The following is a 22,282-nucleotide window of genomic DNA, read 5'->3' as shown; positions in this document are numbered from 1 at the left end:
GGTCGGATTAGCGGCGCAGCCGCGTAATCCGACACCACCAGCGACACCGTTAACACCCATCGACACCCATTGACACCATTGACACCATCAACACCACCCCATCGCCCGTGCCAACGATGACGTCAGATTACGCGCGCCCTGCGGACGCGCTAATCCGACCTACCGCTGCATCGATTCCCACACCTTCTGCAAACGCTTGGCAGACACGGGCATCGGCGTGCGCAGTTCCTGCGCAAACAGCGACACGCGCAACTCTTCCAGCATCCAGCGGAACTCGACCAGTTTCGGATCCGTGTTCTTGCCGGCCTGGCGGTCCTTGGCCTGGCGCAAATACGGCGCGGCGGCCGATTGCCATTCGGCCATCAACTTGGTGTCGCGCGCGGGGTCGGCGCGCAGTTTTTCCAGGCGTACATTGATCGCTTTTAAATAACGGGGGAAATGCGCGAGCTGTGTGTACTCGTTTTCCGTCAGGAAGCGTTTATGCACGAGTCCCTGCAGCTGCGCCTGGATATCGGTGGCCGCCGCTGCGGGAATATTTTGCAGCCGCTTCGGCAAGCCGTGGAATTCCGTCAGCACTTGCGACAGCAAACGGGCGATTTCATTGACCAGCAAGACCAGGCGCGACTTGCCTTCCGCCTGTCGCTTGGCAAACGAGGCGGCGTCCAGCGGCAGCGGATCTTGCAAGCAAGCAATGTCGAGCGCCTTGTTGATGATTTGCTCGCGCAACTCTTCCTGCGAACCCAGGGCCATGAATTGCATGCCCATCTGCTGCAAGCCGGGGATGCTTTTCTCGACGTACTTGATCTGCTCCTTCATTTGCAGCGCAAATAAACGGCGCAAACCGACCTTGTGCGTACGCGCGGCCACGGTCGGGTCGTCAAACACTTCCAGGTCGCAATGCGTGCCCTTGTCGACGAGGGCAGGGAAACCGATCAAGGTCAGCTTGCCCTGCACGATTTCGAGCAGCTCCGGCAATTCGCCGAAGGTCCAGGCCGTCAAACCCATGTGCTGCGAGACGGTGGCGTTCGGAGGCGCCGGCGCGGCGGCGGATGCGCCCTTGCCTGCTGCAACTGTAGCGCCCTGTGCCTGCAGCCGCGACGCCACTTGCGCGCCGGCCACCTTGGCACCGGGCGTGCCCGTGCCGGAGACGCCCGACACTTCGGCCAGCTTCTGGAAACTCTGGCGCGCCTGGCCGCCGAATTCCGCCTGCAGGGTGGCTAGGTTGCGGCCCATGTCCAGTTGGCGGCCATGCTCGTCGATCACCTTGAAATTCATGAAGTGATGGGCAGGCAGGGTTTCCGGCTTGAAGTCCGTCGTCAGCACATTGATCGTGATCTGCGTGCGGATGTCGAGGATGATGGCGTCGATCAGGTCGCCCCGACCGAACACGCCCGCCTCATGCACGCGCTCGCAGAATTTCGCCGCATAGTCAGGCAGCGGCACGCAGTGGCGGCGCAGCTTTTGCGGCAGGGATTTTAATAACAGATGCACTTTTTCCTTCAGCATGCCCGGCACCAGCCATTCGCAGCGCTCGCGCGGCAACTGGTTCAAGGCATATAGCGGCACGCTCAAGGTCACGCCATCGCGCACGCTGCCCGGCTCGAAGTGGTACGTGAGTCCCATTTCCAGGCCCGTCACGGACATGGTTTTCGGGAACAGGTCCGTCGTCACGCCGGCCGCTTCGTGGCGCATCAGCTCTTCGCGGTTCAGGTACAGCAGCTTCGGGTTCTCGCGCGTGGCTTCCTTGTGCCACTTCTCGAAACCGGCGCCATTACACACGTCCGCCGGCAGCAGCTTGTCGTAGAAAGCGGCGATCAGCTCATCGTCGACCAGCACGTCCAGCCGGCGCGATTTATGCTCGAGGTTTTCGATGTCCTTGATCAGCTTGTGGTTGTGCGCAAAGAATGGCGCGCGCGTGTCGAAGTCGCCCCCGACGAGCGCGTCGCGGATGAATATCTCTCGCGCTTCCGGCAAGTTGAAATTGCCGTAGTTGATGCGGCGCTGGCTGTACACCACCAGCCCGTACAAGGTCGCCCGTTCCGATGCCGTCACTTGCGCCGAACGTTTTTCCCAGCGCGGCTCGCCCCACGATTTCTTCAGCAGGTGCTCGCCCACTTTTTCCAGCCACTCGGGCTGGATCTGCGCCACGCAGCGCGCGTACAGCCGCGTCGTGTCGACCAGTTCGGCGGCCATGATCCACTTGCCCGGCTTTTTCAGCAGCGAGGAACCGGGCCAGATGTGGAACTTGATGCCGCGCGCCCCCAGGTAGCCAGCGCCCGGCTCATCCTCGCCCTTGAAACCGATATTGCCCAGCAAGCCGGTCAGCAAGGCCATGTGCAGATTGTCATAGGTGGCCGGTGCCTCATTCAATCGCCAGCCCTGTTCCTTGACGATGGTCAGCAGCTGCGAGTGCACGTCGCGCCATTCGCGCAAGCGCATCTGCGACAGGAAATTCGTGCGGCAATTGTCCTGCAGCTGGCGGTTGGTTTTCTTGTGCTCGATGGCGGACTCGAACCAGCGCCAGATCTTCAGGTAGCTGAGGAACTCCGACTTTTCATCGGCAAACTTCTTGTGCGCCTCGTCGGCTGCCTGCTGGTGTTCCATCGGGCGGTCGCGCGGGTCCTGCACCGACAACGCGGAGGCGACGATCAGCACTTCCGTCAGACACGCGTTATCGAGCGCGGCCAGGATCATGCGGCCCACGCGCGGGTCCAGCGGCAGCTTGGCCAGCTTGTTGCCCAGCGGCGTCAGTTTATTGACTTCATCGACAGCACCGAGTTCCTGCAGCAGCTGGTAACCGTCGGCGATGGCGCGCGCCAGCGGCGGCTCGATGAAGGGGAAGGTTTCCACGTCCGTCAGGTGCAGGGACTTCATGCGCAGGATGACGGCGGCCAGCGAGGAGCGCAGGATTTCCGGCTCCGTGAATTTCGGGCGCAGCAGATAATCCTGCTCTTCGTACAAACGGATGCACACGCCGTCGGCCACGCGGCCGCAACGGCCGGCGCGCTGGTTGGCGGCCGACTGGGCGATCGGTTCGACCTGCAGCTGTTCGACCTTGTTGCGGTAGCTGTAACGTTTCACGCGCGCCAGGCCCGCGTCGACCACGTAGCGGATGCCGGGCACCGTCAGCGAGGTTTCCGCCACGTTGGTGGCCAGCACGATGCGGCGCGCATTGCTGGTCTTGAAGACGCGTTCCTGCTCCTCGGCCGACAGGCGGGCGAACAGGGGCAGGATTTCCACGTGCGGCGGATGGTGCTTGCGCAGCGCTTCGGCGCAGTCGCGGATTTCGCGCTCGCCGGGCAGGAACACCAGCACGTCGCCCGAGCCGATGCGGCACAGCTCTTCCACGCCATCGACGACGGCATCCATCAAGTCGCGCTTTTCGCGCGCGGCGGCGGTGCGCTGGCCCGGCTTGTCGGCATTGCTGCCTGCGCCAGGCATGGCCACCTGCTCGCGCTCCACGGGACGGTAGCGCACTTCCACCTGGTAGAGACGGCCCGACACTTCGATCACGGGTGCCGGTTTTTCCGGCGTGCCGAAATGGCGCGAGAAGCGTTCCGCATCGATGGTGGCCGAGGTGATGATGATCTTCAGGTCGGGCCGGCGCGGCAGCAGCTGCTTTAAATAACCAAGCAGGAAGTCAATGTTCAGGCTGCGTTCATGCGCTTCATCGATGATGATGGTGTCGTAGTTTTTCAACAAGGGGTCGGTCTGCGTCTCGGCCAGCAGGATACCGTCCGTCATCAGCTTGACGGACGCGCCACGGCTCAGGGTGTCGTTAAAGCGCACCTTGAAACCCACCGTTTCGCCCAAGGGCGTGCCCAGTTCTTGCGCGATGCGCTTGGCCGTCGACGAGGCGGCAATCCGGCGCGGCTGCGTGTGACCGATCATGCCCTTCTGTCCGCGTCCCAGCTCCAGGCAAATCTTCGGCAACTGCGTCGTCTTGCCGGACCCCGTCTCGCCCGAGACGATGATGACCTGGTTTTCCACCAAGGCCTTGGCGATTTCTTCGCGCCGGCCCGAAACGGGCAAGTCTTCCGGATACGTAATCGGCGGTAGCGGGTTGCGGAAGGCCTTTTCCGCCTCGCGCGCGGCGCGGGCCGCGTCACGGCTCTCGCGGCTTTCGCGGCTGGCCTGGTCATCGCGCGGCGCCTGCCCCTCGCGCGGCGGACGCGGCGCGCGCTGCTGCTGTTGCTGTCGCTGTTGCTCTTTCTGCTGTTCCGCGCGTGGCGGCTGCTGCCTTTGCTGGCTCACGGGCGGGCGTGATCGGCCTTGCGCAGGCGTGGCAACACCCCCGCTGGCGGGCACATTTGCAACGGTGGAAGGAGGGGAAGACTTATTGCTGGCTGAAGACATTGTTTTTTACAGGTATTTTAAGCGCGCACATCGCGCAGCGAATTATAATGCGCTTAATGGAAAACCCTACCCAATTCGTCCAATGGCTGCGCTCCGTCGCGCCCTACATCCACGCCTTTCGCGGCAAGACCTTCGTGGTCGCCTTCCCCGGTGAACTCGTCAGCGCCGGGGCGCTGCAGGTGCTGGCCCATGATTTGTCCCTGCTGCATGCGCTGGACATCAATGTCACCGTCGTCTACGGCTCGCGGCCGCAGGTGGCGGAACAACTGGCCTTGCGTAACGTCGAAGGCCGCTTCCACAACGGCGTGCGCATCACGGACATCGCCGCGCTGGAATGCGCGAAGGAAGCCGCCGGCGAGCTGCGCCTCGATATCGAGGCCGCGTTCAGCCAGGGCTTGCCGAACACGCCCATGTCGCATGCGGCCATCCGTATCATTTCCGGCAACTTCATCACGGCGCGCCCGCTGGGCGTGATCGATGGCGTGGACCTGGAACTGACGGGCATCACGCGCAAGGTCGACGCCGAAACCATCCATTCCATCCTCGGTTCGGACGGCCTGGTGCTGCTCTCGCCGCTGGGCTTCTCGCCCACGGGCGAAGCGTTCAACCTGACCATGGAAGACGTGGCGTGCAGCGCCGCCATCGCCCTGCACGCGGACAAACTGATCTTTATTACCGAAACGCCGATGATGGAAGACGCCACGGGCGTGGAAATCCGCGAACTGTCGTCGCACCAGGCCGAAGCCGTGCTGATGGCGGGCTTCCTGCCCGACGCCACGGCGTTTTATCTGAAGCATTGCGTCAAGGCTTGCCACAACGGCGTCGAGCGCTCGCACATCGTGCCCTTCTCGATGGACGGTTCCGCCCTGCTGGAATTGTTTACCCACGATGGCGTGGGCACCATGATCAGCCATGAAAACCTGGAAAGCCTGCGCCAGGCCACCATCGAAGACGTGGGCGGCATCATCAAGCTGATCGAGCCGCTGGAAGCGGACGGCACTTTGGTCAAGCGGGGCCGCGAGCTGATCGAGCGCGAAATCGATTATTTCTCCGTCATCGAGCATGACGGCGTGATCTTCGGCTGCGCCGCCCTGTACCCGTTCCCCGCGCAAAAGATGGCGGAAATGGCCTGCTTGACGGTCAACCCGGAAGTGCAAGCCCAGGGCGACGGCGAGCGCATCCTGAAACACATGGAAAACCGCGCGCGCGCCGCCGGCCTGAACAAACTGTTCGTGCTGACCACGCGCACCTCGCACTGGTTCAAGAAGCGGGGCTTCGTGCCGGCCACCGTCGACGATTTGCCGAAGGACCGCCAGCATATGTATAACTGGCAGCGCAAGTCGCAGGTGTTGATCAAGACCCTGTAATCGGCGTCACTGAACACGCAAAAAGCCTGGCATTGCCAGGCTTTTTGCATTGCAGACAAGGGCAGCCGACGGCTTACCTTACCCAGCCAGCCTGGAACAGCAGGCGCGTGCGCGATGCCGATTCACTGCTCGGCACCCCGCCTACCGTGCGGTGCACCAGTTGCAGGTTGAGCAGGATGCCGCCAGCCATGGCGCTCAGGCCCAGGCCGATATCGCCCAGCTTGCGCGAGGCGGCGACGCCGGCCGGCGCGGCGACAGACCTGGCCCAGCCATAGTCGCTAAAGATGCTGCCGCTCAGCTGCGCCGTGCCGCCGCCCGCCAGCGGCCGGGCCAGTTCGGCGCGCAGCAGCGCCGCATGGTCGCCACTGAGTTCGCCGATCGGATACGCGGCTACGCCACCGTCGCCGGAAATGCTCATACGCTCGACGCCATCGAGGCTTTTATTGTTCAGCGACGCCTGCGCCTTGACGCTGGTGGTCAGCAGGAATTGCGACGGCAGCACGCTGACGCGCGACGCCGCCAGATTCAGCCTGGCATAGCCGCCCTGCGTATCGGCGCCGGCCGCATCGAGCGCTTCGGCAGCCGCTTCCTTGAAGTGCAAGCGCCCCACCGTCAGGCTGGCGCTGCTCTGGGTCAAGCCATCCCAGCCCAGCAAGGCATGCATACGCCGGTCCGCGATGCTGGCGCTGATGCTGCTCAACTGCTTGCCCACCGAGGTGCGCGTGGCACCGATTTCATCCTTTAAATCCTTGTACGCCACGCCCAGGCCCGCTTCCACCGTGTGCTCGCGGGTACGCTTGAGCGGCTTACTCAGGAGCAAGTCCACGCCATTGGCGTTGCCAGAGGCGTCAAGCGCGGCATACACATCGCTGAGTTCATAGGTAGTGCGGCTGAGCGCCCCTTCGAGGCGGGCGCCGTCCGTGCCCAGCAACATCGAATAGCCAAGACGGCCATTCAGCAAGCCACTGTTGCGCGTGGCCATGCCGCTGGCCGACAGGCGGTCGCCGCGGCCGCTGGGCGAATTCCAGTCGGCATTGAAACGCAGGCGCTGCTTGCCCGTGTACGTAGAGCCATAGTTATCCAGCAACACGTAGCCGCCCCAGGCGGGCGTGGCCTCGGTACGGATGGCAAAATCCGAGGTGCCGACCTGCTCGCCCGGCATCACGTCGGCCTGCACCACCTTGACGCCAGGCGTGTCATTGATGATCAACATCGCCCGCTCCAGGGTATCGAGGGACACGACATCGTGCCGCCTGGCCTGGTCCAGCAAGCCTTGCACCACGCTATCGTGCACGCGCGAAGTATTGCTGAGGATAAATTTTCCGTATTGACCTTCCACCACGCGAATGATCAACTTGCCATCAGTCAATTCCTGCGCCGGGATATAGGCGCGCGCCACAAAGTAGCCGGCGGCACGGTAATGGCGCGTGATACGGGTGGCCATCTCTTCGAGCTGGGCCAGGGTCAGCGTCCGGCCCAGCTCCGGCTGCAGCAGCGCCAGCAGAGTGGCGCTGTCAATGGCGTGGTTGCCCTCCAGCACGAACTGCGTCACCCTGACCTTGCTGGCGGCATCGCCGGTCAAGGCCTGCAGCGGTGGCGCGGCCGGCACGCCGCCCAGCGCAGGCAGGGACGGCGGCGGCGTCACCGGCGGCGGCACCGGCTGGCTCTGGCGCACGACGTCGCCGATGGTCGGTACCTGCTGGGCCTGCGCCATGGCGGTCGCGCCCAAGGCCAGGCCCAGCGCCAGCGACATGGCCGTGCGTTTGCAGGCCGCCCGGCGGGCGGTGGGGACGATGGAGGTACGGATAAGCATGCTCATTTATTGGGCCTTCACGACAAACAGCAACTGGTCCACGCCATCGGGCAACTTGACGCCGCCATTGACGATCTCCATCAGGGAATTGCGGCTGACGGGCAAGCGCAATGGCTGCGATCCGCCATTGCCTTGGGCGCCGGCTGGCTGCAGCAAGCGCTGGGTTTGCGCCAGGGTAAGACTTTCGCTCATCTCGTTCGCGCCGGGACTGTACAGCACGCTCAGCGGCGCATTCGCGCCAAAGGCGGCGCCCAGTGGCACGGCACTGCTATTCACGGTGGGTGGCACGGAAACGAACGGGATCAAGTCGCTTTGCAACGACAGGCCGGCATCGCGCAAGACCTCGCGCTTGCTGGGAACGCTGGTCCGGGAAACCTCGCCTATGGTGCTGGCCAGGCTCGCCTTTGGCGCTTCCGGCGTTTCCGCTTCCAGCGGGAGGATCTCCACGGTGCCGCTGGCATTCGCGCCGGCCAGCGTGTAATTGCTGTTGGACACAGTCAAGCCCGACAAGCCGACGATGGATTGCTTGCCCGCCTCCTTGGAAGACAGCGTCGCCTTGCCGCCCAGCACAGCGCTGTCGCCGGCCAGCACGCCGTTCAAGGCCAGCAAATTGGCGGCCGCATCCGCAGTATCGTCAAACGCCCGGCTCGCGCCAGAGACTGCCGCCACATTGACGGGCAAGGCCGTGATGGCCACGCTGCCGGCAGGCAGCACGCCGCTCAAGGTGTAATTGGCATTGTCCAGGCTCAAGGTACCCAGGCCGCTGATGGATTGCGTACCGACATTCTTGCCTGCCAGTAGCGCATTGCCGCTCAGGCTGGCGCTATCGCCCGCCAGCACGCCAGCCAGGTTCAGCAGGCCGGCGGCCGCATTCACGCTGCCATCGTAGCGACGCGTGGCGCCGCCAGCCGCATTCACGCTGACCGCGCGCGGCGTCACCAGCACGCTGGCGCCCAGGCTGGCTGGCGCGAACGTGTAGTTGCTGTTGTCCAGCACAAGGTCCGCATAGCCTGCCAGCGCCTGCGTACCGGCGTTGCGCGACGCCAGGGTAGCTGTGCCGCTCAGGTTGACGGTGTCGCCACCGAGCACATTCGTGATCTGCAGCAAGCTGGCGTTCAGCTTGTCGGTCGCGTCGTATTCCTTGCCGCCCAGGCTGGCGAGATGCACTTCCAGCGCATGGATGGTCGCCGCCAAATTGACGGTCGGCGTGGACAGGATGTAATTGCTGGCCAGGCCCGCGTTGGCGCCGCTGCCGTCGCCCACCAGCAAGCTGGCCGCCACCGTGCGGGCGCCGGCGTTGGCGCTGTCGAAGGTGCCGCTGGCCGACAGCGACAGGTTTTCGCCATTCACAAGGCCCACCAGGGTGCCGGCATTGATGCTGGCCGCGTTCGTGCGGTCATACGTCTTGTTGGCGGCGCCGATGCCGGCAATGGTCAGCACGGCCGGCGTGATCGACAGGGTACCCGTGCTGTAGGTGATGTCATAATCGCTCAACTTGCCATAGCCGGCGCCCAGGGTCGGCGTGAACAGGCTGGCGCCGTAATTGAGCGTGCCGACGGAGGTGGTGGGCAGCAAGGCCGCACTCCAGTCGACGCCGCTCACGCATGCCAGGTTGTTGTCGCAGCCGCTCACCGTCCAGCCGCCTGTCAGGACCGGATTGGCCCCGCCATAGGTTTTCGTCAAGGCTGGATTGTTCAGCGTGATGGTGATCGGATCGACGTAGCCAAACGTGCGCAAGACGGGATAGCCGTCATTGAGCGTTGCCTTGCGTCCCCATACTCCGCTGTGGAAGGTGAAATCCCAGCTGCTGGTGATAAATGTATTGCTATCTTTCATTTGCGCCGTGGTCTTGCCCGTGCCGTCGCCACTGCTGTTCTGCCCGCTGGTCTGTGTATCCCAGAAACTGTTGCTGACGCCGCCGATGCTGACGCCCATCAAACCGCCCACGCCAGCGCCCGGGCTGCTCACGAGGCCGGTCGAGTAGCTCTTGTCGACGGTGCCCAGGTTGTTGCCGATCAAACCGCCCACATAATTGCCGCTGGTACTGACGGCGCTGCGGGAATAGGTATTGACGACGTTGTTGCCATAATTTAAGCCAATCAGGCCGCCGACATTGTCGCCGCTGGCATTGACGGTACCGCTCGTATAACTGGTATTGACTTCATTATCCGGCGTGGCGGTGCCGCCGGCGGCGCTACTTCGGCCGATCAAGCCGCCCACCGTGCTCGTGCCGGTGACGGCGCCGCTGGCGTAGCTGCCGCTGACCTTGCCGTTATTGTTGTTGCCGACCAGGCCGCCCGTATTCGTGGTGCCGGTCACGGTGGCGGTGGCGTAGCTGCCGGTGACTCTGCCGCTGTTGTTATTGCCGACCAGACCGCCCGTGTCGCCCTTGCCAATGACGCTGCCGCCGGCATGGCTGTCGACGATGTAGCCGTAATCGTTTTGCCCGACCAGGCCGCCAGTCCAGGTGCCGGCCGTGTTCGTCACCGTGGCGTTGGCATAGCTGTTGGCCAGGGTGATCTGGTACGCCAGGTAACCGGTCAGTCCGCCGATGTTATTGCCCTGCGAATTGACCGTGCCGTCGAAATGCAGGCGGGTGAGCGTGCCATCGAAGATCGCACCGATCAGGCCGCCCACGTAACCGCCCGGCCCCGTCACGCTGCCCGCGGCGTAGCTGTTGTAAACGCTGCCCATGTTCAATCCGATCAACGCCCCCACGCCCTGATTGGCGCTGACCACCGCATTCGACATCGCCACGTTGCGCACCCGCCCGTTGTTGCTGCCAAACAGGCCAACATACGTGCCGGACGGCTGGATAATGCGCAAGCCGCTGACGGTATGACCCAGGCCGTCGAACACACCGGAGAGGGATACGGGAGCGAAGCCGGCGCCGCCGTTCCAGCCGCTGGTGGCGCTGGCGTCGATATTGCCGGCCAGTGCATAGTGGCCGCCGGCGCCGCCGTTGATGCCCTGCAAATCGAGACTGCTGGTGCTGCCGGCGCTGCCCAATGCATTGATCAGGGTATAGCCGATGTTATTAATCGTCAGCAACCCCGTACCGGCGCGGTCGACATCGATGCGGCCCTTGAAGACGCCGGCGTCATCGATACCCACCAGCACATTCTTGCTCGTGTTAAACGTCGGGCTGCCGGGATTGAAGTTGTAGCCTGTTTTCAGGTTCAAGGTCGAACTGCCGGTGGCGCTCATGACGGCGTTGACATTGATGTCGCCGTGCGCTTCCAGGGTCAGCTGGTTGGCGTTCCAGGCCAGCGGCGCGTTGACGTGGATATCGCCCGCTTCGCTGCCGGCCGCCTGGGTCTGAATCGTGACATTGCCGGCAGCCAGCGCCGCTTGCAGGGTATCGACGCCGATGCCGCTCGCGCCTTGCGCGGCGCTGCCGCTGCCGATCGTGAAATCGGTGGGATCGATCAGCCAGGAGCCGCTGCGGCCCGCAACGGCGCTGCTGTCGACGCGCGTGCCGTCAGCCACGCGCAGCACCGGCCCCGAGGTTTCGATGAAGCCGCCATTGCCGCCCTGCGGCGCGCTGGCATCGAGCTTGCCGGCCACTTCCACGGCGCCGCCTTCGCCCAGCAGGAAAATCCGCCCGCCGCGCTCGTTGATGGTGCGCGCGCGCACTTCGCCCGTGTTGTTGACGACGGTACTCAACAGACCGTCGGCGCCTTTCGCCGTCAGCACCACCAGGCCGCCATCGGCGTGCACGGCGTTGCCATTGGCGACCAGCGCGGCCAGCGCCGCCTCATCGACGGCCACGCCCACCAGCGCGCCGCCATCGAAAGTCAGGCTGACCTTGTTGCCGGCCGCCAGCGCCACCGTCCCCAGCCTGGCGCTGATCACGCCGTCATTGCGCACTTGCGCGCCCAATAACGCGATGTAGCCGCCATCCCTGGCGTTCAGACTGCCCAGATTGCGGACGGCGCCGCCCTTGCCGGTGAAACTGGTCTTGCCTGCCAGAAAATCGGCATCGCCGAGATTGAGCGTGCTCGCTACCAGGCCCGCCGTATCGACTCTGGCGCCCTTGCCGAACAGCACGCCATTCGGATTCAAAATGAACACCTGGCCATTCGCATGCAGCGCGCCGTCGATGACCGAGCCTTCATTGCCCCGGACCCGGTTCAAGGTCACGGCGGCGGCATTCGGCTGCACGAAATTGACCCTGGCATCCTTGCCGATCGAAAAACTGTTCCACTCGATGGCCGCCTTGCCGCTGGCCTGGGTTACGGTCATGGCCGCGCCCTGCTGGCCGACGTGCGCCTGTCCCGCCGTCACCACGGCGCCGCTGGGCAAGGCCGTGGCGGCAAGGTCCGCCGCCTGCGCCGCGCCGCCCAGCATCACGCCGGTCAGCACGCTGGCCAGCAGCGTCCCTGTGGTGCCGGAGCGCTTGCCCCCGCTGCCGGCATGTTCTGCCACGACCATGACCGCGTTGCGGCGGCGGTTCCATACCGTGCGATGAATTCGATTCATGTGATGTTCCGATCTGACGTGATGACATCGGGGCTTGCCAGGACTTTTCGGCAAAAGCAATTAATGGCATTATAAAATGCTGCAAGTAAGCAATTTCGACAAATTCTCCCCATCGGGCGTTAACACAACACGCATGCCAGACAACAGCACCCGCAGCCGCTGCAGGCAAAAAAAAACACCACCGGAACCGGTGGTGTTTTTGCTCACAGAACGCGCGAAAAACAGCTGCTAGTGACTAGTTACTTGATATTCAGCGGCGCAAACGACTTGACCAGATCGTCGAGCGCCTTCAACTGCGCCAGGAACGGCTCCAGCTGGTCCAGCGGCAAGGCGCTGGGGCCGTCGCAGCGGGCATTGTCCGGGTCCGGATGGGCTTCCAGGAACAGGCCGGCGATGCCGACGGCCAGGCCGGCGCGGGCCAGGTCGGCCACCTGCTGGCGGCGGCCGCCCGAAGCGGCGCCGCCGGGATCGCGCTGCTGCAGGGCGTGGGTGACGTCGAAGATGATGGGCAGGTCGTCGCAGGTCTTTTTCATGACGCCAAAACCCAGCATGTCGACCACCAGATTGTCGTAGCCGAGGCAAGTGCCGCGGTCGCACAAGATCAACTGGTCGTTGCCCGCTTCCTTGAATTTCTCGACGATATTGGCCATCTGGCCTGGGCTGAGGAATTGCGGCTTCTTGATGTTGATCACTTTACCCGTTTTCGCCAGCGCCACGACGAGGTCCGTCTGGCGCGCCAGGAAGGCGGGCAATTGCAGCACGTCGACCACTTCGGCCACCTGCTGCGCCTGCCATGGCTCATGCACGTCGGTAATCACGGGTACGCCGAACGCCGCCTTGACGTCCTGGAAGATGCGCATGCCTTCTTCCAGGCCCGGTCCCCGGTAGGAATGGATCGAGGAACGGTTGGCCTTGTCGAAGCTGGCCTTGAACACATAGGGAATGCCCAGTTTTTGCGTGACGCGCACATATTCTTCGCAGGCGCGCATGGCAAGATCACGCGATTCGAGCACGTTGATGCCGCCAAACAGCGCGAAGCTGCCGGTATTGCTGACATCGATGCCATGGACTTTCACTGAGGTCATAGGGATTCCATATTGGTTAATTGTTACTACTTGCTTGGAAGAGGCGCAGCCAGCGGCTGGCGCGATAAGGCATCTTACTAGCTAGGGCGGCGCAGATCAAATTTGATCCAGCGCAAGGGCGCGGCAAACGGCGTGTCGCCAGGCCGCGACGACCCCGCGAGGGCAGGCGCAAAGTGCCTTATAATCACGCTTTATCTCTACACTGATTCAGGAGCACAGATGGCCCGCACGATCCACTGCATCAAACTCAACAAGGAAGCCGAAGGACTGGATTTCCCGCCGTACCCGGGCGAACTGGGCAAGAAGATTTACGAATCCGTGTCGAAGGAAGCATGGGCCGCCTGGCTCAAGCACCAGACCATGCTGGTCAATGAAAACCGTTTGAACCTGGCCGACGCGCGCGCCCGCAAATACCTGGCCACGCAGATGGAAAAGCATTTCTTCGGCGATGGCGCCGATGCCGCCATGGGCTACGTGCCGCCAACGGAATAAGTTTTATCGCTTGCCCGTGACCGCCGCGTCACGGGCAGTTTCACCTGCGTTTCACGCCCTCCTCCGCCGTTTCACGGCACCGCCTCCCCGTTTCGTCGCACACCGCTCGCCGCCCATGCCGCCCGCTGGCACAGTACGTCCATCGACAACCTCACTCCAAAGGCGGACACCATGTTGCAGCACATCTTCAGCCACACTCCCCTCTACGTCTGGGCCATCCTGGGCTTGCTCGTCTACCGGGGCGTGCTGGCCAGCCGCGCACGCGAAGTGACCTTGCGCAAGCTGTGCATCATTCCCCTGGTCATGCTGGCCCTGTCGCTGAGCGGCGTGCAGGGCAGTTTCGGCCTGGCCGGCGTGGCGCCGTTCGCCTGGGCCGCCGGCGCCCTGGCCGGCGCGGCACTGGCCTGGACGCTGGTCGATGCGCGCAAGATCGTCGCCATACCCGAACGGACCAGCGTGCAGCGCCCCGGCAGCTGGGTGCCGTTGATGCTGATGATGAGCATTTTCTGCATGAAATATGCGGTGGCCGTGACCCTGGCCATCGCGCCGGCCTACGCCCATGCGACCGGCTTCATCGTGCCTGTCTGCCTCGCCTATGGCTGCTTCAGCGGCATCTTCCTCGGCGGCTTGCTGCGCACCGTGGCCGTGTACCGGGCGGTGCAAACGGAAGGCTGGGGTCAGACCCGGCGGGGGAATACGCCCCAGTGGGGCGCATTCCGATCAAGTAGTGACTGACCCCGGATTTCTGCTGCGTATCAGTACGCCAAGGTACGCACGCCTTCCGGCATGCCCAGCAGGCAGACATTCGCGCCGCGCACAGCGAACAGGCCGACGGCGATGACGCCGACGATCTGGTTGATCTGCTGTTCCAGCGCCACCGGGTCGGCGATCTGCAAGCCCAGCACGTCGATGATCTCGCCGCCGTTGTCGGTGATGAAGGCTTCCGTGCTGCCAGGCTTCAGGCGCAAGCGTGGCGTGCCGCCCAGCGCGGCCAGCTGGCGCGAGACGGCGGCGCGCGCCATCGGCACCACTTCCACCGGCAGCGGGAAGGCACCGAGGGTCTCGACGAGCTTCGAACCGTCAGCGATGCAGACGAACTGTTTCGCGACGGACGCGACGATCTTTTCGCGCGTCAATGCCGCGCCGCCGCCCTTGATCATGGCGCCGCTGGCCGTGATTTCATCGGCGCCATCGATGTAGACGGCGATCGACTCGACGTCGTTCAGGTCGAAGACGGGAATGCCATGACCGGCCAGGCGCGCGGCCGTCGCTTCGGACGACGCGACCGTCCCCTTGATGCGGTCCTTGATCTTGGCCAGTTCATCGATGAAAAAGTTGGCGGTGGAACCGGTGCCGACACCGATGATTTCACCGTCCACCACATAGTTAATGGCGGCGCGGGCTACGGCTTGCTTCAATTCGTCTTGGGTCATGGCAAAAAAAGGCTAAAGTGAGGAATGCCGCTATTTTAACGGATTGCCGGCCCGGCCAGCCGGCCATGATGACGGACCTGGCGACGGGATACAACAGGCAAGTGGAAAAGACTTGCCCCAAGGCAATTGCCCAGCCAATTACTCTCTATGCCCTCTAAAATATGCGAAAATGGAACGATTGACCGATATGACGTTTCAGGAATAGCACATGAATCACAGTAAGCAGGTACTTGTTGTCGATGACAGCCGGGTTTCACGTCTGATGTCGCATCAGTTCATCCTCAGCAAACATGCCGACTGGCAAGTGATTGAGGCGGCGACGGGTGAGGAAGCCCTGGAAAAAGTCAAGACTGTCAGCCCTGTTCTGATATTACTGGATGTCAACATGCCCGGCATGGGCGGTGTGGCGGCGGCGGAACAATTGCGCGCGCTGTGCCCCCAAACGCACATCGTTCTCGTCACGGCGAACGTGCAAAACGCCATCCGCAACCGCGCCATCGAACTTCGTGTCGGCTTCATGGAAAAACCGATCACGGAAACCCGCATCCACCAGCTGATCGAGTCACTGGGACTGTGAGCATGGTCAATCTCTCCGAACTGGAAAACGATGCCCTCGTGGAGATATTCAACATCGGGGTGGGCCATGCGGCCGCCGCGATGAGCGAGATCGTCAATGAAGAGGTCACCATGTCGGTGCCGTCGATCACTTTCCTGAACCGTGCCGATGCGGCTGCCCTGCTGGGCAGCAAGAAGGATGGCGAACGCATCTGCGGCGTCAGCCAGCATTACGATGGCGCCTTCGCCACCGAAGCCATCCTGATGTTCCCGGAAGATAAAAGCCTGGAAATCGTGCGCCTGATGGTGGGCGACGCCATGCCGCTGCAGGAACTGACGGAGATGGAACAGGAAGCGATGAGCGAAATCGGCAACATCATCCTCAATTCCTGCGTAGGGACTTTGGCCAACCTGTTCGACAGCGAACTGCATGGCTCGCTGCCCCTGTACCACGTGGGCACCAGCGCGGAAATCCTGTCTTCGTTCGGCGGCCACGATGACGAGGCCGTCGTACTGATGCTGCATATCGACTTCGTGCTGTCCAAGCACCAGATCCACGGTTATGTGGCATTCGTGCTCGACCTGTCCGCCCTGCACGACCTGAAGCAGCAGGTCAGCCACTATCTGGCCAAGGTCCTGGGACAGGCGTGACGATCATGCCCGATGCCTTACACCGACTCGCCCTGCTCGAGAGCATACTCGGCGCCGTCAACCTGGGCGCCATCGTGCTCGACGAGCAGCACCGCATCGTGCTGTGGAACCACTGGATGGCGCGCCACTCGGCATGCCAGGCCGACGCCGTGCTGGGCCAGGATTTCTTCACCGTCTATCCGGAACTGCGCCACAAGCGCATCGATTCGGCCATCACCCAGGCCCTGCGCGACAATTTCCAGTCGCTGCTGTCGCAAACCCTGCACAAGGCGCCGTTTCCCCTGTACACGCATGGCGCGGCCGAAGGCCGGGAGCGCATGCAGCAGGCGATCGCCGTCACGCCGATCAATTTGCCCGATTCGCCGCGCCACTGCCTGATCCAGATCAATGATGTCACCATCGCCGTGGGCCGCGAAAAGCTGCTGCGCGAACAGACCATGGTCTTGCGTTCGCAAACCTTTGCCGATGGCTTGACGGGCATCGCCAACCGCCGCCACTTCGACGTGGCGATCGAGAAGGAAATGCGGCGCGCCATGCGCACGGGCAGCCCCCTGTCGCTGCTGATGATCGATATCGATCACTTCAAGGACTACAACGACCATTACGGCCACCAGCAAGGTGATGATTGCCTGATCCGCGTCGCGGCCGAACTGGCCGCCATCCTGCAGCGCCCCACAGACTTGCTGGCGCGCTATGGCGGCGAGGAATTTGCCGCCATCCTGCCCGACACGGACGCGGCGCAGGCGCTGCGCATGGCCGAGGTAATCCGCCAGCACGCGGCCGGACTGCGCATTCCGCATGCCAAGACGGGCAATGAGGTCAAGCACATCACGGTCAGCATCGGCATCGCCACCCAGCACCCGCAGCAGCAGCCGACCATCTCCGCCCTGATCGGCGCCGCCGACCGCGCCCTGTACCTGGCCAAGGGCGCCGGGCGCAACCGCGTGATGGTGCAGCCGCTGTAAAAAAAGCAACGCAGGGCAAAGGATTCCAGTAGACATCTTTATGGCGTGTGCGTAGACTCGTCATTGATTGCAGCAACAATAACAAGAATTTATCTGTGGTATCTATCCCTGCGCATGGCTCACCATGCGGGACATGGCCAGGAGCGCTTGTGAATCTCGATCCTCCCCTCAGATCCGGCTTGCCGGGTGCCGGCATGGATACGACCATGGTCAACGGCATGCGCCTGCTGCTGTCGAGCGCCACCTTGCTGACCCTGTTCATCGACCCCGAAAGCGCCGGCAAGCTGAGCAAGATTACCTGGCTGATCTTTTCCGCCTACACCATGCACAGCCTGCTGCTCTATGTGCTGGCCGTGCTGGGCTTCAGCCTGCCCCAGGACATCTTGCTGTACTGGCTCGACGTGGCCTGGTATGCGCTGATCGTGTTTTCCACCAGCAGCCACAACAATTTATTCTTCCTGTTTTTTTTCTTTGCCATCCTGACCTCGTCGTTCCAGCGGGGCTTCGAGGAAGGCGCGCGCGTGACCCTGGCCTCGGCCGGCCTGTTCGCCGCCACGGCCCTGTTCGGCGAATCGGATGCGGAGCTGTCGCGCCTGCTGCTGCGTACCACCTTCCTGCTGGCGCTCGGCTACATGATCGCCTACTGGGGCGGTTCGGCCATCACGCAGCGCAGCCACCTGGCGCTGCTGCGCGATGTCAGCCAGCTGTCCAATCCGCGCTTTGGCGTCGACCAGACCATTACCTCCGTGCTGGAAAAAACCCGCAGTTATTTCAACGGCCGCAGCTGCCTGCTGATCATGCAGGACAAGGGCACGCGGGTCTGGTCGCTGCGCAGCGTGCTGCAAACGGCAACGGGCGTCGTGCACACCAGCTCGCTCCTCAGCGATGACGCGGCCAGTCCCCTGCTCGCTTTCCCGCACGATAAAATCGCCTTGTACAACCAGCCCGCCGGCCGCTGGCTGCCGTGGACAGGCGGCGCGCGCATGCTCGATCCCGACAGCGGACGCTGGCTGCGGCACGACGACGCGGCAGGCGACCGCCTGGCCGAGCTGCTCGAAGCGCACGCCTTCATCAGCGCACCGCTGCCCCTGCGCAATGGCAAGGGCCGCATCTTCATCGTCTCCGCCACCAGCATGAGCAAGACGGACGCCCTGTTTCTCAGTCATATCGGCGCGCAGGCGTTTCCCGTCATTGAAAACATCGACCTGCTCGACCGCCTGGCGTCGCAGGCGGCCTCGCGCGAGCGCGAAAAGATCGCCCGCGACCTGCATGACACGGCCGTGCAGCCGTATATCGGCCTGCGCCACGGCCTGGCCGCCCTGCGCAACGAAGCCACGCCCGGCAACCCGCTGCTGCCCGAACTGGAAAAACTGATCATCATGTCGGGCCAGGTGATCGCCGACCTGCGCAGCTACGCGCGCACGTTCAAGAACGGCCAGGTGCAAAGCGAGCCGGAACTGCTGGTCGCGCTGCGCCGCCAGGCCACGCAGATCCGCGAATTCTATGGCATCGACATCGCCCTGCAAATCGAAGGCGACCTGCACATCAACGACCGCCTGGCGGCCGAGGTGTTCCAGATCGTCAACGAAGGCATGAGCAATATCCGCAAGCATACGTCGGCGCGCCACGGCGCCGTCAAGCTGACCTGCGTGCAGGGCGCGCTGCACATCAGCATCGACAACGAATGCGCGGCCGCGCACGTCCCCGATTTTCTGCCCGACTCGCTGGCCGAACGGGCAGCCGCCCTGGGTGGCACGGCCCGCGTCACGCATGGCATGCTGGGCAACACCTCCGTGCAGATCGAGATCCCCATATGAACGACTTACGCTACACGCCCCCGGCCAGCCATGTCATCAGCGTCATGCTGGTGGACGATCACAAGACCATGCTGTGGGGCCTGGAGCGGCTGATCGGCGGCGAGCACTCGGGCATGCGCGTGGTCGCCACGGCGTCCGACAGCGCCGAGGCGCTGGAGCAGGCGAAGGCGCTGCAACCGGATGTGATCGTGCTGGACCTGGACCTGGGCGGCATCAGCTCGCTGGCCATCCTGCCCGCGCTGGCGCAGTGCGGCAGCACGCGCGTGCTGGTGCTGACGGCCAGCCACGACCAGGCCGTCCTGGACCAGACGGTGCTGAAAGGCGCGCGCGGCATCGTCAGCAAGGATGCGCCGGCGGAGATGGTGCTGAAGGCCATCGAAAAGGTATACCAGGGCGAGCTGTGGCTGGAACACGCGATGCTGGGACGCATGCTGACGCAGCTGACCCAGCCCGGCGGCGGCTCGGCGCAAGCCATCGCCATCGCCAGCCTGACCCTCAAGGAAAGAAAGATCATCGCCGCGCTGGTGCACGGCAGCGGCACGCCGGCCAAGCTGCTGGCGGACCAGCTGTTCATCTCCGAACACACCCTGCGCAACCACCTGACGTCGATCTACCGCAAGCTGGGCGTATACAACCGCCTGGAACTGTACGCCTACGCCACCAAGCACCAGCTGGGCCAATTGCCGCCCGGCGCCTGACGCCGCTGTCCCCCGGCACGGCCACTGCCCGGCCGCGCACTCCCTCCGCCGCCCCCTTCGCCAGCCACCGGCGCTGCCTGCGCCCGCGCGCTCGCACGCCAGACTCGACCATGACAATTGTCACGAAAAAAACAAGCAATTCCTCCTTGCAATAAAAGGATGTTCTTCTGATGTAGATCAAGGTGCCAACTTCTATAGTGGATTTACCGGAGTGCAAATCACCGCGCGGCCCACCACGACACGGAGCACAGCATGCGCCTTGACAAGTTTCTTCCGACAGCCCTGATCACCTATTTGCAGGGCAAGGAAAAGGCTGCGTTCTACCGCTATGCCCTGGTGGCGGCCCTCATGGCGGTGGTGTGCATCATCGGACTGCTCGCACTGGGCGAAAGCCCATGAGAGCGTAGCAACAGGAAGCAACACCGCCATGCCGTTTTACCCACCGTCGTAGCTTAACCACCACCAGGAGTTGTCATGAACCTCATCAAAAACTTTATCCGCGAAGAAGATGGCGTCACCGCAATCGAATATGGCCTGATCGCCGCCCTGATCGCCGTGGTGATCATCGCCGCCATCACCATCGTCGGCACGCAGCTGAAAAAAACCTTCAGCACCATCGGCACCAAGCTGACCACCGCCAATGCCTGACGCGGTGCCGTCCGGGCCGGCCCAGCGCCAGCCCGGACTACGCTTCCCCATATTTCCGGCACGCCCACCTTGATACCGCCTAGCGAGGCCCATCGTGAAATCTCTCTTCAGCCGTTTATCCGACGAGTCCGCCGTTACAGCGATCGAATACGCGTTGCTGGCGGGCCTGATCGCGGCAGTGCTGGTGGTCACGATCACCGTGCTGGGCGACCAGGTCAAGCTGCTGTTTGTCTACGTCAAGGACCAAGTGGTCCTGGCCCTGTCATGAACACCCTGCGCGCCTCGCTGCACACCCACCGCGCCCTGCTGCTGATCGTGCTGCTGTACGCCGCCGCCGCGACCTTGCTGGCCGGCGGCCTGCCCAGCGCATCGGAGATCCTCAACGTGCTGGCCGGCTTCTTCGTGGCCATCCTCACGGGTCCCGTCTTCATCCTGTGCGGTTACACCATCCACGTCATGGTGATGAAACGCCCGCACCGCCTGTGCCACTATCTGTACCACGATCTGCGCCGCTACCTGAGCAACGAACGACTGCTGCACGCGCTGCCAGCCATGCTGCTGATTCCCGTCTTCGCCTCCAGCTTCACCGTCTTCAAGGGCGCCATTCCGCGCCTGCATCCCTACACCTGGGATGCCACCCTGTCCGCCTGGGACATGGCGCTGCATGGCGGCATGGCCCCATGGGAAAGGCTGCAGCCGCTGCTGGGCCACCCGCTCGTCACGGGCTTGCTCAACTTCAGCTACCACTTCTGGTTCTTCCTGTTCTACGCCATCCTGTACTGGCTGATCCTCGACACGCGCCGCCCGCTGCTGCGCATGCAGTTCCTGCTCAGCTTTGCGCTGACCTGGATCGCCCTGGGCAGCATCCTGGCCGTGCTGTTTGCCTCGGTCGGTCCCTGCTACTACGGCCACCTGCACGCCAGCGATCCGTATGCGCCGCTGATGGCCTACCTGCATGACGCCAACCAGCACGTTCCCGTCTGGGCCCTGCAGGTGCAGGAGATGCTGTGGCAAGGCTATCAAAGCAAGGGCGCGAACGGCGAACTGGGGATCTCCGCCATGCCCAGCATGCATGTGGCCACCGCCGTGCTGATGGCCATCATGGGCTGGAAGGTCAGCCGCGCCGCAGGGATCGCCCTGTCCGCCTTCGCCGTGCTGATCCTGCTCGGCTCCATCCACCTGGGCTGGCACTATGCGCTCGACGGCTATGTGGGTGCGGCCGGCGCGGCGCTGGTGTGGCGCCTGGTGGGACGGCTGCTGGGCAGCCAGGCCGCGGCACCGGCCATGCACATGGCCACGGCGCCCTGCATGAGCAAGGAAGGACTGACGTCATGAACGCCCACCTGCCCATGCTGCTGTGCCTGGCCGTGCTGGCCACCCTGCTCGCCAGCGCCCTGTGGCACGACCTGCGCACGCGCCGCATCCCGAACCGGCTGGTGTTGTGGGGCACGCTGGCGGGCTTGATCCTCAACGGCTTCGTGCCATCGGGCGCCGGCCTGTTCGACGCCTCCTTCGGCGGCCTGGGACTGCTGCAGGCGCTGGCCGGCGCCGCCGCCGGACTGGCCCTGCTGCTGCCCATGTACCTGCTGCGCGCCCTGGGCGCCGGCGACGTCAAGCTGATGGCCATGTGCGGCGCCTTCCTCGGTCCCGACGCCGTGCTCGAAGCGGCCCTGCTGACCTTCCTGTGCGGCGGCGTGCTGGCCCTGGCCGCCGCGCTGGCCGGCCAGCGCCTGCGCCAGGTGCTGAAAAATACCTGGCACATGATGCTGGGCGCGCTGCTGCACAGCCTGGCCGGCGGCGCCGCCACGATCGCCGAACCGCCGCCAGCCACCGGCAAGCTGGCCTACGCCTTCGCCATTGCCAGCGGCACCGGCTTGCAGGTCTTCCTGCAATACACCCACCTGTGGAGCCTGCGCTGAA

At 63.7% G+C, this 22,282-nt stretch carries 18 protein-coding genes; 13 read left to right on the top strand and 5 right to left on the bottom strand.

The window, feature by feature from the left end:
• Positions 1 to 159: 159 nt before the first annotated feature.
• Positions 160 to 4,356: an ATP-dependent RNA helicase HrpA gene (gene hrpA, locus JAB8_RS08390; RefSeq protein WP_071654394.1), complete on the bottom strand. Its 4,197-nt coding sequence runs from the start codon at positions 4,354 to 4,356 to the stop codon at positions 160 to 162.
• 56 nt (positions 4,357 to 4,412) lie between these two features.
• On the opposite strand from hrpA, the gene argA reads away from it, so the two are divergent.
• Complete coding sequence (gene argA, locus JAB8_RS08385; protein WP_046685875.1) at positions 4,413 to 5,723, top strand: amino-acid N-acetyltransferase; 1,311 nt, start codon at positions 4,413 to 4,415, stop codon at positions 5,721 to 5,723.
• Between the two features lie 73 nt (positions 5,724 to 5,796).
• On the opposite strand, the gene JAB8_RS08380 is transcribed toward argA, so the two are convergent.
• The 3 genes from JAB8_RS08380 to kdsA all read right to left on the bottom strand — a co-directional run bounded on the left by JAB8_RS08380 (position 5,797) and on the right by kdsA (position 13,103).
• Positions 5,797 to 7,542: a ShlB/FhaC/HecB family hemolysin secretion/activation protein gene (locus tag JAB8_RS08380; protein ID WP_071654393.1), complete on the bottom strand. Its 1,746-nt coding sequence runs from the start codon at positions 7,540 to 7,542 to the stop codon at positions 5,797 to 5,799.
• Positions 7,543 to 12,018 (bottom strand): YDG domain-containing protein, encoded by a 4,476-nt coding sequence (locus JAB8_RS08375; RefSeq protein ID WP_071654392.1) that lies wholly within the window; start codon positions 12,016 to 12,018, stop codon positions 7,543 to 7,545.
• A 239-nt stretch (positions 12,019 to 12,257) separates the two neighbouring features.
• Positions 12,258 to 13,103, bottom strand: a complete 846-nt coding sequence (kdsA, locus tag JAB8_RS08370; protein ID WP_034750794.1) for a 3-deoxy-8-phosphooctulonate synthase — start codon at positions 13,101 to 13,103, stop codon at positions 12,258 to 12,260.
• A gap of 219 nt (positions 13,104 to 13,322) precedes the next feature.
• Here kdsA and JAB8_RS08365 point away from each other — a divergent pair, with 219 nt between their 5' ends.
• Together JAB8_RS08365 and JAB8_RS08360 are read left to right on the top strand one after the other, a co-directional pair.
• Complete coding sequence (locus JAB8_RS08365; protein ID WP_034750797.1) at positions 13,323 to 13,595, top strand: oxidative damage protection protein; 273 nt, start codon at positions 13,323 to 13,325, stop codon at positions 13,593 to 13,595.
• Between the two features lie 171 nt (positions 13,596 to 13,766).
• A complete protein-coding gene (locus JAB8_RS08360; protein WP_254679473.1) occupies positions 13,767 to 14,330 on the top strand; it encodes a DUF6622 family protein in 564 nt (187 codons plus the stop codon).
• A 20-nt stretch (positions 14,331 to 14,350) separates the two neighbouring features.
• Here JAB8_RS08360 and rpiA read toward each other — a convergent pair whose 3' ends face one another.
• A complete protein-coding gene (gene rpiA, locus JAB8_RS08355; protein WP_070289159.1) occupies positions 14,351 to 15,028 on the bottom strand; it encodes a ribose-5-phosphate isomerase RpiA in 678 nt (225 codons plus the stop codon).
• A 208-nt stretch (positions 15,029 to 15,236) separates the two neighbouring features.
• Here rpiA and JAB8_RS08350 point away from each other — a divergent pair, with 208 nt between their 5' ends.
• The 10 genes from JAB8_RS08350 to JAB8_RS08315 all read left to right on the top strand — a co-directional run bounded on the left by JAB8_RS08350 (position 15,237) and on the right by JAB8_RS08315 (position 22,281).
• The gene (locus tag JAB8_RS08350) at positions 15,237 to 15,605 is read left to right on the top strand and encodes a response regulator (protein WP_070222443.1); all 369 of its coding nucleotides are present in this window, start codon (positions 15,237 to 15,239) and stop codon (positions 15,603 to 15,605) included.
• Between the two features lie 2 nt (positions 15,606 to 15,607).
• On the top strand, positions 15,608 to 16,234 hold the full coding sequence (locus tag JAB8_RS08345) for a chemotaxis protein CheC (RefSeq protein ID WP_070222465.1): 627 nt from the start codon (positions 15,608 to 15,610) through the stop codon (positions 16,232 to 16,234).
• 5 nt (positions 16,235 to 16,239) lie between these two features.
• On the top strand, positions 16,240 to 17,199 hold the full coding sequence (locus tag JAB8_RS08340; protein ID WP_070289169.1) for a GGDEF domain-containing protein: 960 nt from the start codon (positions 16,240 to 16,242) through the stop codon (positions 17,197 to 17,199).
• Positions 17,200 to 17,348: 149 nt separating this feature from the next.
• Positions 17,349 to 19,016, top strand: coding sequence for a histidine kinase (locus JAB8_RS08335; RefSeq protein ID WP_139142972.1), 1,668 nt, complete (start codon positions 17,349 to 17,351; stop codon positions 19,014 to 19,016).
• Positions 19,013 to 19,714, top strand: a complete 702-nt coding sequence (locus tag JAB8_RS08330) for a response regulator transcription factor (protein ID WP_070222441.1) — start codon at positions 19,013 to 19,015, stop codon at positions 19,712 to 19,714. Before JAB8_RS08335 ends, JAB8_RS08330 begins: the two co-directional genes overlap by 4 nt.
• A gap of 252 nt (positions 19,715 to 19,966) precedes the next feature.
• Entirely contained in the window at positions 19,967 to 20,113 is a 147-nt protein-coding gene (locus JAB8_RS29460) for a hypothetical protein (protein ID WP_157814672.1), read from the top strand.
• Positions 20,114 to 20,188: 75 nt separating this feature from the next.
• Entirely contained in the window at positions 20,189 to 20,362 is a 174-nt protein-coding gene (locus tag JAB8_RS08325) for a Flp family type IVb pilin (RefSeq protein WP_070222439.1), read from the top strand.
• A 94-nt stretch (positions 20,363 to 20,456) separates the two neighbouring features.
• Positions 20,457 to 20,630 carry a Flp family type IVb pilin gene (locus JAB8_RS28060; protein WP_071654391.1) on the top strand — a complete coding sequence of 58 codons (174 nt, stop codon included), beginning with the start codon at positions 20,457 to 20,459 and terminating at the stop codon, positions 20,628 to 20,630.
• Positions 20,627 to 21,697, top strand: coding sequence for a phosphatase PAP2 family protein (locus JAB8_RS08320; RefSeq protein ID WP_070289158.1), 1,071 nt, complete (start codon positions 20,627 to 20,629; stop codon positions 21,695 to 21,697). The genes JAB8_RS28060 and JAB8_RS08320 overlap by 4 nt, the downstream gene beginning before the upstream one ends.
• Complete coding sequence (locus JAB8_RS08315) at positions 21,694 to 22,281, top strand: A24 family peptidase (RefSeq protein ID WP_217494210.1); 588 nt, start codon at positions 21,694 to 21,696, stop codon at positions 22,279 to 22,281. Before JAB8_RS08320 ends, JAB8_RS08315 begins: the two co-directional genes overlap by 4 nt.
• Position 22,282: the final 1 nt, after the last annotated feature.

The sequence above is a fragment of the Janthinobacterium sp. HH106 genome, assembly GCF_001758725.1.
Lineage (GTDB): Bacteria > Pseudomonadota > Gammaproteobacteria > Burkholderiales > Burkholderiaceae_D > Janthinobacterium.
The sequence above is the reverse complement of the archived record's forward strand: the minus strand, read 5'-3'. Positions and strand labels throughout refer to the sequence as shown.

Excerpts from the sequence above, each read along its gene's own strand:
- JAB8_RS08380 (WP_071654393.1), bottom strand. The coding sequence starts at position 7,542 with ATGAGCATGCTTATCCGTACCTCCATCGTCCCCACCGCCCGCCGGGCG.
- JAB8_RS08315 (WP_217494210.1), top strand. The coding sequence starts at position 21,694 with ATGAACGCCCACCTGCCCATGCTGCTGTGCCTGGCCGTGCTGGCCACC.
- JAB8_RS08360 (WP_254679473.1), top strand. The coding sequence starts at position 13,767 with ATGTTGCAGCACATCTTCAGCCACACTCCCCTCTACGTCTGGGCCATC.
- rpiA (WP_070289159.1), bottom strand. The coding sequence starts at position 15,028 with ATGACCCAAGACGAATTGAAGCAAGCCGTAGCCCGCGCCGCCATTAAC.
- JAB8_RS08350 (WP_070222443.1), top strand. The coding sequence starts at position 15,237 with ATGAATCACAGTAAGCAGGTACTTGTTGTCGATGACAGCCGGGTTTCA.
- hrpA (WP_071654394.1), bottom strand. The coding sequence starts at position 4,356 with ATGTCTTCAGCCAGCAATAAGTCTTCCCCTCCTTCCACCGTTGCAAAT.
- JAB8_RS08375 (WP_071654392.1), bottom strand. The coding sequence starts at position 12,018 with ATGAATCGAATTCATCGCACGGTATGGAACCGCCGCCGCAACGCGGTC.
- JAB8_RS29460 (WP_157814672.1), top strand. The coding sequence starts at position 19,967 with ATGCGCCTTGACAAGTTTCTTCCGACAGCCCTGATCACCTATTTGCAG.
- JAB8_RS08345 (WP_070222465.1), top strand. The coding sequence starts at position 15,608 with ATGGTCAATCTCTCCGAACTGGAAAACGATGCCCTCGTGGAGATATTC.
- JAB8_RS08330 (WP_070222441.1), top strand. The coding sequence starts at position 19,013 with ATGAACGACTTACGCTACACGCCCCCGGCCAGCCATGTCATCAGCGTC.
- JAB8_RS08365 (WP_034750797.1), top strand. The coding sequence starts at position 13,323 with ATGGCCCGCACGATCCACTGCATCAAACTCAACAAGGAAGCCGAAGGA.
- JAB8_RS08320 (WP_070289158.1), top strand. The coding sequence starts at position 20,627 with ATGAACACCCTGCGCGCCTCGCTGCACACCCACCGCGCCCTGCTGCTG.
- argA (WP_046685875.1), top strand. The coding sequence starts at position 4,413 with ATGGAAAACCCTACCCAATTCGTCCAATGGCTGCGCTCCGTCGCGCCC.
- JAB8_RS08325 (WP_070222439.1), top strand. The coding sequence starts at position 20,189 with ATGAACCTCATCAAAAACTTTATCCGCGAAGAAGATGGCGTCACCGCA.
- kdsA (WP_034750794.1), bottom strand. The coding sequence starts at position 13,103 with ATGACCTCAGTGAAAGTCCATGGCATCGATGTCAGCAATACCGGCAGC.
- JAB8_RS08340 (WP_070289169.1), top strand. The coding sequence starts at position 16,240 with ATGCCCGATGCCTTACACCGACTCGCCCTGCTCGAGAGCATACTCGGC.